This window comes from Fretibacterium fastidiosum (assembly GCF_000210715.1).
In the GTDB taxonomy this organism is placed as follows: domain Bacteria; phylum Synergistota; class Synergistia; order Synergistales; family Aminobacteriaceae; genus Fretibacterium; species Fretibacterium fastidiosum.
Window position 1 is genome coordinate 2,537,789 of record NC_021038.1, and the last position, 16,573, is coordinate 2,554,361.

At 65.9% G+C, this 16,573-nt stretch carries 13 protein-coding genes and 1 pseudogene; all 14 read right to left on the reverse strand.

Annotated elements, in window-relative coordinates:
* Positions 1-155 precede the first annotated feature (155 nt).
* Positions 156-1,868 (reverse strand): SH3 domain-containing protein, encoded by a 1,713-nt coding sequence (locus SY1_RS11470; RefSeq protein WP_208873846.1) that lies wholly within the window; start codon positions 1,866-1,868, stop codon positions 156-158.
* 228 nt (positions 1,869-2,096) lie between these two features.
* The gene (locus SY1_RS11475; RefSeq protein WP_015557118.1) at positions 2,097-3,080 is read right to left on the reverse strand and encodes an L-threonylcarbamoyladenylate synthase; all 984 of its coding nucleotides are present in this window, start codon (positions 3,078-3,080) and stop codon (positions 2,097-2,099) included.
* 7 nt (positions 3,081-3,087) lie between these two features.
* Positions 3,088-4,224, reverse strand: a complete 1,137-nt coding sequence (tgt, locus tag SY1_RS11480) for a tRNA guanosine(34) transglycosylase Tgt (protein WP_015557119.1) — start codon at positions 4,222-4,224, stop codon at positions 3,088-3,090.
* Positions 4,217-4,999: a TatD family hydrolase gene (locus SY1_RS11485; RefSeq protein WP_015557120.1), complete on the reverse strand. Its 783-nt coding sequence runs from the start codon at positions 4,997-4,999 to the stop codon at positions 4,217-4,219. Before SY1_RS11485 ends, tgt begins: the two co-directional genes overlap by 8 nt.
* Complete coding sequence (truB, locus tag SY1_RS11490; RefSeq protein WP_015557121.1) at positions 4,993-6,912, reverse strand: tRNA pseudouridine(55) synthase TruB; 1,920 nt, start codon at positions 6,910-6,912, stop codon at positions 4,993-4,995. Before truB ends, SY1_RS11485 begins: the two co-directional genes overlap by 7 nt.
* On the reverse strand, positions 6,887-7,903 hold the full coding sequence (locus tag SY1_RS11495; RefSeq protein ID WP_243440735.1) for a DHH family phosphoesterase: 1,017 nt from the start codon (positions 7,901-7,903) through the stop codon (positions 6,887-6,889). Before SY1_RS11495 ends, truB begins: the two co-directional genes overlap by 26 nt.
* On the reverse strand, positions 7,896-8,300 hold the full coding sequence (gene rbfA, locus SY1_RS11500; protein ID WP_208873848.1) for a 30S ribosome-binding factor RbfA: 405 nt from the start codon (positions 8,298-8,300) through the stop codon (positions 7,896-7,898). The genes SY1_RS11495 and rbfA overlap by 8 nt, the downstream gene beginning before the upstream one ends.
* A gap of 45 nt (positions 8,301-8,345) precedes the next feature.
* Positions 8,346-10,469 (reverse strand): translation initiation factor IF-2, encoded by a 2,124-nt coding sequence (gene infB / locus SY1_RS11505; protein ID WP_208873849.1) that lies wholly within the window; start codon positions 10,467-10,469, stop codon positions 8,346-8,348.
* The gene (gene rnpM, locus SY1_RS11510; protein WP_208873850.1) at positions 10,417-11,085 is read right to left on the reverse strand and encodes an RNase P modulator RnpM; all 669 of its coding nucleotides are present in this window, start codon (positions 11,083-11,085) and stop codon (positions 10,417-10,419) included. The genes infB and rnpM overlap by 53 nt, the downstream gene beginning before the upstream one ends.
* Positions 11,085-12,179 carry a transcription termination factor NusA gene (gene nusA / locus SY1_RS11515; RefSeq protein ID WP_015557124.1) on the reverse strand — a complete coding sequence of 365 codons (1,095 nt, stop codon included), beginning with the start codon at positions 12,177-12,179 and terminating at the stop codon, positions 11,085-11,087. Before nusA ends, rnpM begins: the two co-directional genes overlap by 1 nt.
* A complete protein-coding gene (gene rimP / locus SY1_RS11520; RefSeq protein ID WP_208873851.1) occupies positions 12,179-12,739 on the reverse strand; it encodes a ribosome maturation factor RimP in 561 nt (186 codons plus the stop codon). The genes nusA and rimP overlap by 1 nt, the downstream gene beginning before the upstream one ends.
* A 245-nt stretch (positions 12,740-12,984) precedes the next feature.
* Positions 12,985-14,181 (reverse strand): DUF3798 domain-containing protein, encoded by a 1,197-nt coding sequence (locus SY1_RS11525; RefSeq protein WP_208873852.1) that lies wholly within the window; start codon positions 14,179-14,181, stop codon positions 12,985-12,987.
* Between the two features lie 256 nt (positions 14,182-14,437).
* Positions 14,438-15,073 carry a site-2 protease family protein gene (locus SY1_RS11530; protein ID WP_208873853.1) on the reverse strand — a complete coding sequence of 212 codons (636 nt, stop codon included), beginning with the start codon at positions 15,071-15,073 and terminating at the stop codon, positions 14,438-14,440.
* A gap of 119 nt (positions 15,074-15,192) precedes the next feature.
* Positions 15,193-16,573 (reverse strand): annotated as a pseudogene (locus tag SY1_RS11535) (CCA tRNA nucleotidyltransferase); the annotation flags it as partial.

Here is a 16,573-nt window from a genome sequence, read left to right on the forward strand (position 1 = left end):
AATTGGTATCAGCCTTCACGTTGTCCTTTGGCGCGCGACGGCTCGATTGCGTCGATGCGTCGGCAGGGAAACTCCAAGTGCCGGCCCCGCACCAGGTGCACACACGAAAAGAGGGGGCCTCGCCCCCTCTTTTCGTTCGCATTGACGCGCGCCCTCTATCGATCGGTGTCCACCGTGATATTCTGAACCAGTCCGTCCTTGCTCAATTGAAAGGTCAGGGACGCCTTTCCTCCCTCCCGGTACTGAAGCTGTCGCTGAGAAAGGGACGTGGGGTAGCCCATGGCCTTAAAGAGCGCCTCCTGCGACATGCCGACCCTCAGCTTATTGGGCAGGTCGCGCTTTGCCGAAACCTTCAGGTGCGTGACCTCCTCGCCGGAAAAACCGGCGCTCACACCGGGCCACTCCATGACGGCATCCGTGTTCCTGGTGGGCTGTCCCAGCTTCTGCGTCAGAGCGGCGCGATCCCCTCCAAAGGCCACGATGAAGGCTGCGGCATACCCTGTGGGCAGCGGGGCGCCCAACGGCTGAAGGTATCGGCCAAAGATCCACCCCTCCCTCTCGCCGGAACGAATGCGATACCACGTTCCCTTAAACTTGCCCGCCTGTCCCTCCCAGGCGTCCGTTATGGACACGACCGTGTTCACCGAAAGGCGCGCCAGGGACTTGGATGAGGTCGAGTGATCCTCCCGCAGGTTCACGTCCGTTCCCGTCGTGACGCCGCGCTTCAGGGAGAGGTCCGGAGAGAAGGAAGCCAGGATACTCGTCAGGTCCCTGACGGGGGCGACGGGTTGGACCACGGGGACGTCCTCCGATTTTTTCTCGCTCTCGATGACGATGTCGGGCTGGACAAGGGGGGGCAGGTCGTCCGGCGGAAGCTTCCGAAGCCCCAGCAGGAACCACAGGGTGCCGCCCACGAGGGACATGAGCAGCAGGAAGCCCAGCGCCCGTCGGCCGGCGGAGCTGCGGCGCCTCTTGCGACGCCGCGTGTACTGCGAGAACTCATGGTAGGCGGCGTCGGGCTCAACGTCGAGGTCGATGGGGCGGCGCGGAAGGCTCAAGTCCTCCCGAACGGGACGGACGATCACCTTGTGGGGCAGGAGGGGCTCTACCCGTTCGTACAGAGCTTCCTCGTCCTCGTATTCGTTCCCTTCGTCCCTGTCCACGGCAAGCGGTCGGGCGGCTGCGCGTGGAGCGTCCGCCTCCGGCGCGGAGCGTTCGGCTTCAAGATCAAGCTCTTCCGGCTCAAACGCCTCGGACTCGGATGGCGGCACAGCCTGGACCCTCTCTACGGGCGCCGCTTCCATCGCCAGGTCGGATTCCGGGCCGACCGTCTCCTCCCGATGTTCCTGGACCTGGGCCGGAATGTGGAGGCCCGCCCCACAGTTGGGACAGAAACGGTGTTCGATGGCCACGGTCGCCCCACAGGTCGGGCAGGTCTTGGAGGTCCGCCGCCTGACCTTACCCTCCTTTTCGGCCGGCTCCATCGGGGCGGCGGGATGCGCCCCACGTTTCGATTCGCGGAGGCGGCTGCGCTCAAAAGCCACTTCGTAATCCCGCTCGTCCTCTTCGTCCTCACCTTCGTAATCCCCGGCGTCGTCGTAGTCGTAGTCGTATCGGTCGGGGTCGGAACGCAGGAAGAAGGAAAGCAGGGCACAGAAGAGGAAAATTCCGCCATATATCCAGATTTCCCTGGGTGCGAAGGAGCAGAGGGCCGTCCCCATGGCGAAAAAGACGGCGCTCCATCGGCTCCTGTTGAACGCCAGGAGGCCTCCTATCATCGCAGGGATGACGGAGGCAAGGGGCATGGAGGCCCGCCAGATGGGGAGGACGTCTGCCGAAGGCACGCCCGACAGCGAACTCAAAAGCATAAAAAGTCCGTGAATAATGGATGTAACCGCCGCTCCAATGGATAGAGCAAAAATAGTCCAACGCATCAATCATTCCTCCAGGGCAGAGATCTCCCGTCCCGTCGGCCCCTGGCCTCCGCGACGACCGTCCTCCGGCTGATCCGCTCACCATGCGCCGCCCCCTGACGGCGTTCCGTCAAAACTTTAAACGAAAACGAAGAAAGCGCAAGGGCCTTATTACCCGTGCGGTCACGCCTGCTCCGCGCGGCGGATCCGATCCCGCAGGCCCAGCCCAACCCCCGCGGCGGGCGGCCACTCCGCGACGATCCCCAGCAGCCCCTCCGCCTCGAGGGCGCGAAACCCCGAGAAGAGCCCCCGCGCATAGTTCTCGACCGACTCAAAGCGCAGCACCCTCCCGAAGCGCGCCGGGGGGACGGCAAGCCCCATGAAGCCCCATCGTTCCAGCTCCATCCCCACCATTTCCGCCATTTCAAAGGGGGCCTCCGGATGCCACACCCTCACCGGGATCGTTGGGGCATAATGGCGATACCGTGTCCCCGGTGAGCGCCGGCTGCTCCGGCCGTCCGGACGCCTCAGAGGCTCGCCCAGGAAGGCCTCGATTTCCTCCGCCGGCATCCCGCCCGGCCGCAGGAGGAGCGGAAGTTCCTCGCTGACGTCGATCACCGTGGATTCGATGCCGACGGAGACGGGTCCGCCGTCAAGGATCATCTCAATTCTGCCCCGCAGGTCCCTCCACACCGTCTCCGCGTCCGTCGGGCTGGGGCGCCCGCTGACGTTGGCGCTCGGCGCCGCCAGGGGGAAGCCCACAGCGTCGATCAGCGCAGAGGCTACCGGATGGCTCGGCATTCGCAGGGCGGCCGTCGAGAGCCCTCCCCGCGCCTCCATGGGTACGACGTCCCGGGCCCTCAGCACCAGCGTCAGGGGTCCGGGCCAGAAAGCGCGCATCAGCCGCCGCGCCCTCTCGTCCACGCAGACGAGAGGCTCCGCCTGCTCCACGCGAGAGAGGTGGAGGATCAGGGGGTTGTCCGAGGGGCGCCCCTTGGCCCGGTAAATCCCCTTCACCGCCTCCGGGTTCAGCGCGTTCGCCCCAAGCCCATAGACCGTCTCCGTCGGAAAGGCCACCAGCCCTCCGCTCCTCAACACCTCCGCCGCACGGGCCAGAATCTCCCCGCTGGGGTTCCACGGGTCCAACTCGATCCTCAGCGTCTCCATCCCGCAGTCAGCGCTCCCCTCCGGCGTCCCTTCCCGGTCCGTCCACAAACTTCGCGTTGAACTCGGCGCGAAAGGCCGGAAAGGTCCCGTCGAGGATGGCCTCCCTGGCCCTGGCAGCGAGGTTCAGCGTGAAGCTCAAGTTGTGCAGCGTACACAGCCGGGCCGCCAGGATTTCGCCGCAATGATAAAGGTGCCTCAGGTACGCGCGGGAAAAACCACGGCAGAGGCGGCAGCCGCACTCCGGATCGATCGACCCGAAATCGTGCTCGTACTGCTTCCCCTTAATATTAACACGTCCAAAGGACGTAAAGAGCGTCCCGTTGCGCCCGTTCCGCGTGGGGAGGACGCAGTCGAACATGTCCACCCCGCGGGCGATGCCCTCGACGACGTTGGAGGGGTAGCCCACCCCCATGAGGTAGCGGGGCTTCTCCCGCGGCATGACGCCGTTCAGCAGGTCCAGAACGTGGTACATCACCTCATGGGGCTCGCCGACGGACAGCCCCCCGATGCCAAAGCCGGGGAAGCCCAGCTCAATGATCTCCTCCGCGCTGCGGAGCCGGAGGTCGTCGTAGACGGAGCCCTGCACGATGCCGAAGAGCGCCTGGTCCTCCCGCCTGTGGGCCTCCTGCGAGCGGCGGGCCCAGAGCGTGGTGCGGACGAGAGCGGCCTCGGCCTGTCCGTGGTCCGCGGGGAAGGGGCCGCACTGGTCGAAGCACATGGCGATGTCGCTGCCCAAAAGCTCCTGGACGCGCATGGACCACTCAGGCGACATCACGTGCCTCGATCCGTCGAGGTGCGATCGGCACACCACCGCCTCGTCCGTCACCCTGTTGAGGTCCGCCAGAGAGAAGACCTGAAATCCGCCGCTGTCCGTCAGGATGGGGTGGGCCCAGCTCATGAAGCGATGCAGGCCCCCCGCCTCCGCCACCAGCTCCGCGCCGGGCCTGAGGTAGAGATGGTAGGTGTTCCCAAGGACGATCTGCGCGCCGATCTCCTCCAGCTCCCAGGGCGCCATGGCCTTCACCGTAGCCTGAGTGCCCACCGGCATGAAGACCGGCGTCCGGATCACGCCGTGGGGCGTGGTCAGCTCCCCCGCCCTGGCGCCGGTCTCCGGGCAGACGGCAAGGACCTTGAACTCAAACATGCGCTTCCCTCCCCCAGCCGAAGAACCCGTCCGCGTTGCGCGCAATCTGGTCCGCAAGCTCCTCCGGCGGCACACCCCGCGCCTCCGCCAGCGCCTCATAGACGTAGCGCACGTAGGCCGGCTCGTTGAGCCGCCCTCGAAAGGGGACGGGCGCCATCCAGGGGCAGTCCGTCTCCGTAAGGAGGCGATCGGCCGGGATGAGGCGCGCCACCTCGCGAAGCTCCACGCTCCTCTTCCAGGTCACGGCGCCGCCCAGGGCGCAGAGCGCTCCCAGGCCCAACGCCTCGTCGAGGAACTTCAAGCCGCCGTCATAACAGTGAAAGAGCAGCTTGAGGCCCCGAAAGTCCCTGAGGATCGCAAGGGCGTCCTCCATGGCCTCGCGGACGTGCAGGACCACGGGCATCCCAACCCCTTCGGCCCAGGCCAGCTGCCGCCGGAAGACCTCCCGCTGCACCTCCCGCGGCGAAAGGTCGTAATGGTAGTCCAGCCCCATCTCCCCAAGGGCCAGAGTGCGGCAATCCCCCGCCAGCTGCAGCAGCTCCTCCGGGAGGGCCTCCGCGTAGCGGGAAGCCTCATGAGGGTGAATCCCGACGGCAGCCCAGGCCCCGCGGCCTTCAAAACGATGGGCCATCCGGACCGCCTCACGGCTGTCCTCCAGGTCGCAGCCCACGATCAGCATCCGCCCCACGCCCGCGGAGGCGGCCCGCTCCACCAGGGCCTCAGCGTCCTTTCGCAGCTCGTCGGAGTTCGGGTGGCAATGGGAATCGATCAGCATTTGGCAAGCCTCCAGGTCCTCGGCTCAAAGGCGTCCTCCGCCTCCATGGACGCCAGGGATTCGGCGAAGGCGGCGTAGAGCGGGGCGCGCCCGGCGAGCTCCTCACGCCCCGCCTCGCGGCAGCGCTCGACGTCCCGCGCGATCTGTGCCGCCAGCGCCTGCGCGTCGGGGAAGCGGGTCATGGGGCGCAGCCGCCGGATCAGGAACACTGGCAGGTCCCGTCCGTAGAGGTCACCCTCGAAGTCGAGGAGGAAGACCTCCGCCCTCGTCTCCCGAACGTCCCCAAAGGTGGGGTTCCCGCCCACCGAGAGCGCCCCGCAATGCCAGCGTCCGCCGATGGGGACAAGGGCGGCGTAGACGCCCTCGCCAGGGCGGGTCAGCGCCTTCGAGAGGTCTACGTTCGCCGTCGGGAACCCCAGCTCGTGCCCGCGCCAGTCGCCGTGGACCACCGCCCCCCAGAAGAACCAGGGGAAGCCCAGGACCTTCGCGGCCAGCGCCGCGTCCCCCTCCATGACGGCGCGACGCACCTCCGTGCTGGAGAGGCGAAGCCCGCCGCAGGTCAGGAGCTCCACGGCCTCCGCGGGGAGCCCATCGTCCCGGCAGAGGGAGATCAGCGCTTCCGCCGTGCCCTCCTGCCCGCGGCCAAAGCGGAAGTTGCGCCCCACAACCACCCCGCCGACGGGGAACGTCCCCCGCAGCCGTCGCCAGAAGTCGGAGGGTGAAAGGTCCCGGACCTCCTCGTCGAAGTTCAGGACAAGGAGGCGGGGGACCCGCAGGACGCGGCGGATCAGCTCACGCTCTCGGAGGGTGAAGAGCGTTGCATCGAGTTTTCCCAGAAAGACCCCTGGGTGAGGCTCAAAGGTCACAGCGCCCCAATCCTCGTCCAGGAGGGCTGCGAGGTCCCGCGCCCGCTCCAGAAGCCGCGCATGCCCCCGGTGAAATCCGTCGAAGGCCCCGATGGCGAAGATCGGGCCCCGCGCGACGGCGGGGCGCTCCGCCCCGTCCTGAAGCAGGACGTTCGCGCGGGGCCTCAGCACCGTCCCGTTGCCCTCGTCCCGCCGGTCCACGAAGCTCAAGAGTCCTCGGCCCTCGGCGCAGAACGCCTGGTCCGGCGGGACCGGCCCCGGGACGTAGCGGCCCGCCCCAACCAGCGGGACGGGAAGGCCATGCAGCAGCGCCGCCTCAGCGGCCCCGGACAGCTCGACGCGGTGAAACAGGCGGGACACGGCACTCAGAGGTTGAAGCTTCAGGCGACCTTCGCGCAGCAGGACCTCCGCACGGTCCGGAGACAGGGCCGCATCCACGTGAAAGCCCCCCGTGGACAGGCGCCTCAGGGACTCGATGCAGGCCCCGCAGCCCAGCCGCTCCCCGATGTCCCGCGCGATGCTCCGGACGTAGGTCCCCTTGCCACAGAGGACCTCCATGTCAAAGCACCCCTCCTCAAGGGCCGACGTCCGACGGATGGACCGGACGAAGACGGGCCTGGGCCGAAGGGCGACGTCAAGTCCCGCGCGCGCCAGCCTGTGGGAGGGGCGCCCCCCCAGCTTCAACGCGGAAATCTCCGGTGGGCGCTGCATACGCCACCCGAGGAAGGAGAGGAGGACCCGGTCAACGTCTCCGGCAGACACGCGGCTCGCGTCGCCCCGGTGGAGGACCCTCCCCGAATGGTCGCAGGTGTCCGTAGCTTCGCCAAGGCGCACCCGGGCACGATAGAGCTTGGGCAGCATCATGACGTAGTCCGAGGCGCGGGTGGCCGCGCCGACCAGAAGGACGAGGAGCCCCGACGCCGTGGAGTCCAGCGTCCCCGCGTGCCCCATGCGCGTCCCCCTCCCGAGGAGGGCGCGCAGGTGCCCCACGCAGGTCGTGCTCCGCATCCCCAGGGGCTTGTCAATCAGCAGGAGCCCACTCAGCATAGTGATCTTCCAAAAGCTTCGGGATCGTCTCAAGGTAGCCTGCAAGGTCGCCGGTCAACGTCGCGCCCGCCGCGCGGGGGTGGCCGCCGCCGCCAAAGGAGCGGGCGACCTCCGCCGCGGGGAAGATCCCCCCGCGGGATCGAAAGCTGGCCTTGATCTTCGCGGGGCTCAGCTCCGTCAGGAACACGGCCAGGCGGACCCCGTGGATCTTCATCAGGCTGCCGGGGAGCCCCTCCGTATCCGACGCCTCGGCGCCGACCGCCTTGAAGTCCTCTGGCCCCAGCCACCCCAGGGCGAAGACGTTCCCCGGTCCGAACACCCGGACGTGAGAAAAGGCGCGCCCCCACAGGGCGACCCCCGCCGGCGTGCGCGTCTGGTTGATCTCGTCGTCAACGACGTCCGGCTCCACGCCGAGTTCGATGAGCTCCGCCACCAGCCGGTGCGTTTCGGGGGACGTGTTCGAGAAGGTGAACCCGCCGCTGTCCGTCCATATCCCGACGTAGAGGCTCTGGGCGATGCCCCGCGACAACGGCCATCCCCCCATCCTCAGGATGCGAAACACCAGTTCGGACGTCGAGGAGCTTCCGGGATCGACGCAGTTCGTCGTGCCGAACAAGGTGTTGTCCTCGTGGTGGTCGATGTTGAGCACCCGCACTCCGGGGGCCGGGGCGGTGAAGTCCTTGACGCTCCGCTCCACGTTGGCGCAGTCCAGAAAGACGTAGAGCTCCTTCGGATCGCTGAAGCTGAAGGGGACGGGGCACAGCGCGTAGTGTTCCGTGTGGTCGAGGAAGCGGTAGGCGGGGGTGACGGCCTTGTCAAGCCCCATCCAGCGGACGTACTTCCCCTGGAGCCGTCCCGCGCCAAAGAGCGCGGTGAGGGAGCCCAGGGCGTCACCGTCCGCTTTCTGGTGGGTAAAGAGCGTCCAGGAAGGGGCCTCCGCCAGGAGGTCGGACACCCGGCGCAATTCCTCCAGGGAAGGACCTTCAATCATTCGGCTCACCCGCCCCTTCCTCCGCTGTGTCAGGCTCCTCAGACCCGGCGACAGCGGAATCCATGCCCAGGCGATTCAGGATGCCGTCGATGCGCTCGCCGTAGTCCGCGCTCTCGTCGGGGACGAAGTCGAGGGACGGGATTCGGCGCAGCTTCAGGACCTGTCCGAGAAGCGTCCGAAGCGCGCCCCGAACGCTCGCCAGCTCCTCGCGGAGCTCCCTCCTCCGCTCCGGGGTCAGGGCGGTGAAAAAGACCTTTGCGACGTCGAGGTCCCGGCTGCAGTCCACGCCGGTGATGATCGCATCCTTCACCGCCTCCTTCTTGATCCGGCTCTCAAGAAGGAGGGATATCTCCCGTTGAAGCTGCTTGTTGATCCTGGCCATACGAAAAGTACCCAAAGCCATTCCTCCTCCCGCGGGCTCAACCCAAAATCCGGACGCACCTTAGAGGGTGCGCTTCTCCTCCACGACGTCGTAGACCTCCAGCAGGTCGCCCACCAGGAAGTCCTGATACCCCTCAAGGGCCACGCCGCAGTCCATGCCTGCCTTGACCTCCCTCGCCTCGTCCTTGAAGTGACGAAGCGTGGCGATCCTCCCATCCCACAGGACGACGCCGTCCCGAACGAGGCGGACCCGCGCCGTGCGCCGAATGAGGCCCTGCATGACATGGCAGCCCGCGATCTTGCCCGCCTTCGGCACCTTGAACGTCTCCCGAATCTCCACCTCACCCAGGGACTCCTCGCGGAGGACGGGCTTCAGGAGGCCGGACATGGCCGCCTTCACGTCGTCGATGGCGTCGTAGATGACGCTGTAGGTACGGATCTCGACCCCATCCGCCTCCGCCGCGCGCTTTGCGTTGGCGTCGGGACGGACGTTGAAGCCCACGATGACGGCGTTCGAGGTGGAGGCCAGCATGACGTCGGATTCGGCGATGCGCCCCACTCCCCGGTGGATGATGGAAACCCCCACCTCGTTCGTGGCCAGCTTCTCCAGAGAGGCGCAGAGGGCCTCCAGCGAGCCCTGCACGTCGCACTTGACCACGAGGTTGAGCTGTGGAAGCTCCCCTTCCTTAAGCTGCGAGTAGAGGTCGTCCAGGGAGGTGCGTCTGGCCGTCGTCGCTCCCTCGTCCCGCTCCCGTGCGCGGGCCTCGGCCATCATCGTGCGTGCCTCGCGTTCGCTCTCCACGACGGTGAAGGTCTCGCCGGGCTGCGGAACCTCGTCGAGGCCAAGAATCTCCGCCGGCATACTGGGCCCGACCTTCCTGGTGGGCTTCCCCGCCCAGTCGAAGAGCGCGCGTATCTTGCCCCAGGCCGTGCCGAACAGGACGATATCCCCCAGTTGAAGCGTCCCCTTCTGGACGATGACCGTGGCGACGGGGCCCTTCCCCTTGTCCAGCTCCGCCTCGATCACGACGCCCTCGGGCGATGCGCCGGCGTCCCCCTTGAGCTCCTGCATCTCGGCCTCCAGCAGGACGCGCTCCAGCAGCTCCGGGATGCCCTTCCCCGTCTTGGCCGAGACCTCGACGGCTCCAACCTCGCCGCCCCAGCCCTCGAGGAACACCTCCTGCTCCGTGAGCTGCTGACGCACCCGGTCCGGGTTGGCCGTCGGCTTATCCACCTTGTTGATGGCGACCACCAGCGGCACCTGGGCCGCCTTGATGTGGTTGATGGCCTCCTTCGTCTGAGGCATGACCCCGTCGTCCGCGCCAATGACCAGAATGACGATATCCGTCACGTTCGCGCCCCGTGCCCGCATGGCCGTGAAGGCCTCGTGGCCCGGCGTGTCCAGGAAGACGATGGGCCGGCCCTCGTGCGTGACGACGTAAGCGCCGATGTGCTGCGTGATGCCGCCCGCCTCCTGCGCCGTGACGTTTGAATGGCGAATGGAGTCCAGAAGCGTCGTCTTGCCGTGATCGACGTGCCCCATCACGGTCACGATGGGGGGGCGGGCCGTCAGAACCCCCGGCTTTCGGGCCGCAGCGTTCGCCGCGCCGTGCTTTTTGGCGCCCTTCCCCGCCTTCTTCTCGTGGAAGACCGCCTCGGCCTTCTTCACGGCGGGGAGCACCTCGAACTGCACGCCGAACTTTTTCGAGAAGACCGCCAGGACCGCGTCGTTGACGGCCGTCATAGCGGAAAGCATCATCCCCGAATCCATCAGCGCCTTCACCGCGTCGGCGCTCGATATGCCCATGGCCTGCGCCGTCGACTTGATCGTGTCTCCGGCGTGAACCTCAACGCGCCGTCCCTTCTGCAGGGCCTCCCCGGCCCCATTGACGTCCGCCTTGGACGTCGCCGGCTTCTCCTGGGGAGCCGCCTTTTTCGCCTCCTCCGCCTTCGCCTGCGGTGCGGGCTTTCCGTCCGCCGCTGCCTTCCCGGAGGCCGGCGACGGCTTCTTCTTCGCCTTCTCCGCCTCGGCCAGGAGGGACTCCACCATCTGAGCCTCCTCGTTGGTGATGGAGCTCATATGCGTCTTGATCTGAATCCCAAGCTGTTCCAAAACCGCCATCAGTTCCTTATTACTCCTGTTCAGCTTCTTCGCCAGTTCGTAAACCCGTATCTTGTTGTTCAAGGGCGTCTCCCCCTTCTCCAAGCAAAGCCCTGATCTTGTCCGCCAGCCCGCTTCGGGCCGGCAGGGCTATAATCTGTACGTTTCCGGCTCCCAGAGCCGCTGAAAGCCCCTCCCCGCCAAGGGGCAGCACCCGATGCTCATGACCGCCTCCGCGCTCCATGGAGGACGCCGCAAGCCCCTCCGCGAACGCCCTCACCGATCCCGACGCATCCTGCGCCGTCAAGATCAGGAGGGGGCGTCCGTCGTGGGAACGGACATCGTCCCTCCCCACCAGGATCTGTCCGGCACGACGGGAAAGCCCCAAAAGCGAGCGAAGCTCCCTCATGCGCTCCTCCGGGCCACGCTCCGACGTATAGGAGGCGATGCAGCGCTCCAGGGCCGCCCAGCACTCGTCCGACAGCGCCGCCTTCAGGGCGCGGGAAAGGGCCCCGGTCCTCCTGGCCCTCTTAAGGCACTCCAGGTTCAGGCACAGGTAGGCTCCCCGCCCCGGCAGCCTGCCCGTGACGTCCAGCACCGCCCTTCCATCCGGCGTGCGGGCGATGCGGACCAGGGCCCTCTTGGGCGCTTCCGTGCGGCAGGCGACGCACGTTCGCGGCCTCTGTCGCGTCGCGGTCACTAGTCCGCCTCCGCGACCTCGTGGAAGATGTCCTGAAGCGTCGGCATACGCTCCGCCTGCAGGGCGTTGATGTCGATCTTCCACCCGGTCAGGCGGGCGGCCAGCCTCACGTTCTGCCCCGCCTTCCCGATGGCCAGCGACAGCTGCTCCGGCTCCACGTAGGCCTTGGCCGCGTGCTCCTGGTCCAGGACCGGCTCCACCTTCACGACCTGGGCCGGGGAGAGCGCGTTGCGGATGTAGGCCAGGGGGTCGCTGCTCCAGACGATGATGTCCACCTTCTCCCCCATCAGCTCCTGACTGATGGCCTTGATGCGCGCGCCGCCGGCTCCGACACAGGCCCCCACCGGGTCCACGTTCTGATCCATCGTGGAGAGCGAGACCTTGGCGCGCCCGCCACCCTCGCGGACGATGTTGCGGATCTCGATGACCCCGTCCCTGACCTCCGGAATCTCAAGCTCCATCAGCTTGCGCAGGAGCCCCGGATGCGTTCGGGAGATCACGATCTTCGGGCCCCGCGTCATCTGGCGGACGTCCAGCACGTAGAACTTCATCGTTTGGCCAGGGACGTACTCCTCCCCCGGAATGCGCTCCTTGCGCGGCAGGATCGCCTCGGTGCGCTCGCCGATGCGGGCCAGCACCTGATCGTTCTCGGCCTTGACGATCGTGCCCGTCATCATCTCGCCGACCTTGTCGGAGAACTCGCTGTAGATGACCTGCCGCTCGGCGTCCTTCAGCCGCTGGATGATCACCTGCCGCGCCGTCTGCGCGGCGATGCGCCCAAAATGACCGGGGTCCTTCTCCAGGTGCAGCTCGTCCCCAACGGATGCGTCCGCAAAGCCCAGCCGCTTCGCATCCCCCAGTGTGATCTCCGTATCCGGCGACTCAAGCTCCTCCACGACGGTGCGCAGCTCCTCCACCAGGATGTCGCCCGTCTCGGTGTTGACGTGGACCTCTACCCTCTGGTCGCCGCTCTGATACTTCTTGTAGGCCGAGATCAAGGCCGCCTCCAGGCTCGACACGATCAGCTCTGGCGCCAGGTTTCGCTCTTCGGCAATTTGATTCAGCGCTTGTACAAAATCGCGCCCCAGCTGCATTAAAGCTCCCTCCCACGATGTTCGACAGGCGGCTTCGCGCCCTTTTTCTTCCCTCGCGGCGCCTCCTGCTCCAGTCCACGATAGACCAGGTTGCCGCTTTTGATCCACTGAAACGGGACCGCGATCTCCCGTTCCTCGTCCTCCACGAAGAGGACGACGCGCTCCTCCGTCGCCTCCACGATGGCGCCCGTCAGCGTCTTTCGTCCCGCCACAGGGCTGCTCAGCCTGATTCGCGCCTCCTGCCCCCGAAACCGTCCGTACTGTCCGGGCGTGAAGAGGGGGCGCTCCAGGCCGGGGGAGCTGACCTCAAGGTAGTACCGTCCGCTGAGCTCCGTGAAGTCCCTCTCGTCGAGAAGGCGATTCACGGCGCGGGACACCGTCTCGCAATCCTGGACGTTGATCCCGCCCATGGAGTCGATCAGGACCTGCAGCCTCAAACGGACGGAGTCCGTCTTCACCCCGACGTGGACGCATTCATACCCCAGCCGCTCGACGACCTCCGCCACGGAGGCCATCAGGCTCTTTTCCTCGTTTTTTCCCCCCTCACCCAACGGCAGCACGCTCCTTCCTCCCCTATCGACACCTTGACAAGAAACGAGGAGCGGGCACAGACCCACTCCTCAAGTAAAAAACTTATCGAAGTACCAACTAGTATACACGTTTTTATTGAAAACGCAAGGAAATGGGGCGCGCGCTCCATCACAGGCAAAGTTTTTGGCGTGCGACGAAGGTGGGCTTCACCCGTTCTCTGCCGCACCGTCCACGAACGTCAGGGAACAGCGTGAGCGCCTGGCCCAACGAGACGTTATCTGCCGATCTGAAAGTACTTCTCCGGGACCTCGACGTCCGCCACTCCCAGATACCCCTTGCCAAAGACGTAGGTATCCTGACGTACCAGGACCATCTTCCTGTTGCGCACTCCCGTCCCCGCGTCCGTGTAGTAGCTGGCGTTCCATTTGGCCCCTGGGGTGAGGTCGTCGTAGCAGGCAATGAGGTCCTTCATGCTGTCCAGTTTGGCCCTGCCCTCGACGATGCGCTTGCCGAACTCCGCCATGGCCGCGCTGGTGGTGTAGCCGTAGGAATAAACCCAGGTCCCCATACGTTCCCCGCCGCCTGCCTTCACGACGGCTTCCTCGACCTTCTTCAGAATTGCCGGCCAGTCGCCCTTCTCCCGCGCCAGGTCCACGCCCAGGGCTCCCGGATACCCCATCAGGGGCGAGGGGCTGTCCGCCTCCACAAAATACCCGCCCAGCTCGGCGATGCGCTTGAGCAGAGGCTCCGTGTGCGCGTCATTCGTGCAGAAGAACGCCGTGTCCTTGCCGTACTTTTCCAGCCACGTGGGCACGTTCTCCAGGATGAACTGCTGCGCGCCGGCCACCCCCACGTCGCTCGTCGGGTCCGGGGCCGTCTCAAAGACGAACTGGAGGCCGAGGTCGTTGCAGGCCGCCTCCATGATGGCGCGGCGGCGTCCCAGCAGCTCGTAGCTCATGTGTCGGGGGAAGGAGATGTGGACGAAGGTCTTCGCCCCCATCCTCTTTGCGCCAAGCGGGATCGTGTAGCCGCGGCTGATGTTGTCCTTGGTGAGGGAGAGGTCCGCCGCAGTCGTGATGACCTCGGGGTCTTCCTGCACCGACCCCGCGAAGAGGAGGATGTCCGATCGCTTTTCGCGTATGCGACGGAAGGCCTCGGCCGTTCCCGGCACCGCCGTGTTGACCACGATGACCTTCATCTGGGGGTCGTCCGCCAAGCCCAGCAGCTGCCCGATGGTCGTCTCCATCTCCGACATGAAGTGATCCGGGTACGTGATGTGGGTTATCATCCCGCCCTCAGCTGCGTTTCCGTACTTCTGAATCAGCAGCTCGGCCCCGCGCAGCTCGTCCTCCGACTGAGACACGGTGCCCGTCATGATCCCGATGTGAAAGGGGACCTCCGCCGTTGCCTCAATATTCCAAACGAATACGAAACAGAAAAGCACGCCCAGCGACACGAATCTCGACCTCATTTTTGAAACGCCTCCGCTCTTTCAAAATATCATCAGGTTCATGCAATGCTCATACACTATAGCATAGTGTCACCCCTGTCAAGGATTATCCTCAAGATCGCCTGGCAGGATGACCGCAAGCCGCCTTGCTGGCGCATTCGTCCAGGAGGACGTCCAACCCGGCGACAGGCGCGCCCGCCTCGAAACGAGAAGCGGGGCCCGTGACGCGATGCGTCACAGGCCCCGCCCGGCCCATTGGCCGTTTATCAATTCAAGGTCACGATCCGATGGACAGGAGCTGCCACATGGTCAAGCGCCACAGGACATTGAAGATCGGGTCGAAGAGGAGGTTGATGATCCCCGACGCCACCAGGACGAGCAGGATGAACATCCCATACTGCTCCAGCCAGCGGTAATGGTACAGGTACTTGTAGGGCAGGAAGGCCTCGATCACCCTGGAGCCGTCAAGGGGCGGGATCGGAATGAGGTTGAAGGCCGCCAGGCCCAGGTTGATCCTGATCATATGCCACAGGACGGTGAACCCGGCCTTTCCGGTGAGGTCGACCCAGGCCCTGCCGAAGAAGCGCAGAAAGAACACCGTGAGGGCCGCCGTAAGCAGGTTGCCCGCCACGCCCGCCAGCGAGACGATGAGGATGTCCCGCCGCGGATGGCGGAAATAGCGCGTATTGATGGGCACCGGCTTGGCCCAGCCAAAGCCCACGAACAAGAGCATCAACGTGCCCACAAGGTCGAAATGGGCCAGAGGGTTCAAAGAGAGCCTGCCTTGCCGCTCGGCCGTGGGGTCCCCCACCATCTTGGCCGCAAAGCCGTGACAGAACTCGTGGAAGGAGATCGCCCACAGGAGGGCGGGAATCGAGAGCAAAAGGTTAACGGGTTCGTCCAGCAACCTCATCACTTCCCAACTAATTAAGATAGTAGCCCACGCCGCGCGCTGCCACCAGCGGCACGTCCGTTCAATACTATAGGGCTTCGGGGAATAAGCCTCTGCAAAACAGCGGAAACGTTGACGGGCTATTTCGCGCCTTCCCGTCCGCGCCCTTCGGCGATGACGCTCGCCACGTAGCCGGCTTCGCCGTCTCGCGTCGAGATGAGGCCGTCCATGCGGGCCAGGCGGATACGCTGGAGCGCTTTCCCTATCTCCGGCCCCTTCAGGCCCATCGCCTTCAAGTCGTTCCCCGTCAGTTCCCCCCGCAGGGGGACCCAGGACAGAAGGTGCTGCACCACAAGCCGGCGGGACCTCGCGAACTTCATGCAGGTCATCCAATAGACCAGTGGCACGGTGCCGTAATCCTTGAAGAAGAGGTAAACCTCCGAATTCCTGGGCGTCTTCTTCAGCGTGCAGAAGCGCTCCACCTGCGGCCAGGCCTCGAAGCACTGCGTCAGCTCGCGGCGCTCGGCCGGGGTGAGGCTCATGCGGTCCATGACGGAAAAGCGGACGTTGGGCAGAGTCTCCGTCAGCACGACGGCCATTCCCACAAGCCATCCCATCCCCTTAAAGTCAACGCCGAGGCGGCGCGCCCAGGACAGGAGGCGTTCCATGACGCGGAGCCTGCGTTCAAGGGTCTCTCCCAGCCGGATCCCGGGGAAGAGCGCCACCCAGACGCCAAGCTTCTGCATCCGAAGCGCGATCTTTCTGAAGCACGGCTCGTTGGCGTCGATCTCAAGCTCCGCGCGGATGCGGGGCGTCGAAAGGCACTCCAGGAGGCCGCCCTTCAGGGCGCTCCTCAGAAGGCGCATCGTGTTGTCCTCAAAACTCATGCCCAGCCGCTGCTCCAGTCGGATGCCCCGCAGGATGCGCGAGGGGTCCTCGACGAAGCTCAGGTTGTGAAGGATCTTCAAAATGCCGTCCTTCAGGTCCGCCCGTCCGCCGAAGTAGTCCGCCAGCGTGCCCCAGTCGGCTTCGCTCAGAGAGATCGACATCGCGTTGATCGTGAAGTCGCGGCGGCCCAGGTCCTGCTTCAGGGAGTCGCTCGACACCGTCGGCTGCGCCGCGGCGTACTCGTAGAACTCGCGCCGCGCTGTGGCGACGTCCACCTTTTCCCCGTCCGGAAAGGTGATCGTCCCCGTGTTGTAGCGGCCGTGCACCGTGCCGCGGCACCCCGGCTCGTCCCAGGAGGTCACGAGTTTCTCCGCGTCGCCCTCGACGGAGACGTCGATATCGACGTTCGGCACGCCCAGCAGGATGTCGCGAACCGTCCCACCGACCAGGTACGCCCTCATTCCCAGGGACTCCGCCCTCGCGCCGATGCGGCGCAGGAGGTTCAGCACCGTTGGGCCGAAGGAGGCCTCCATCAGCCCGGACACGCTCTCCATCCACATGAAGCCGCTCCCCGCGCTGCGGTCCGCCGCCGGCTGGAAGGAGCGGTAGAGAGCGCGCAGGAGGTCCGCCCTC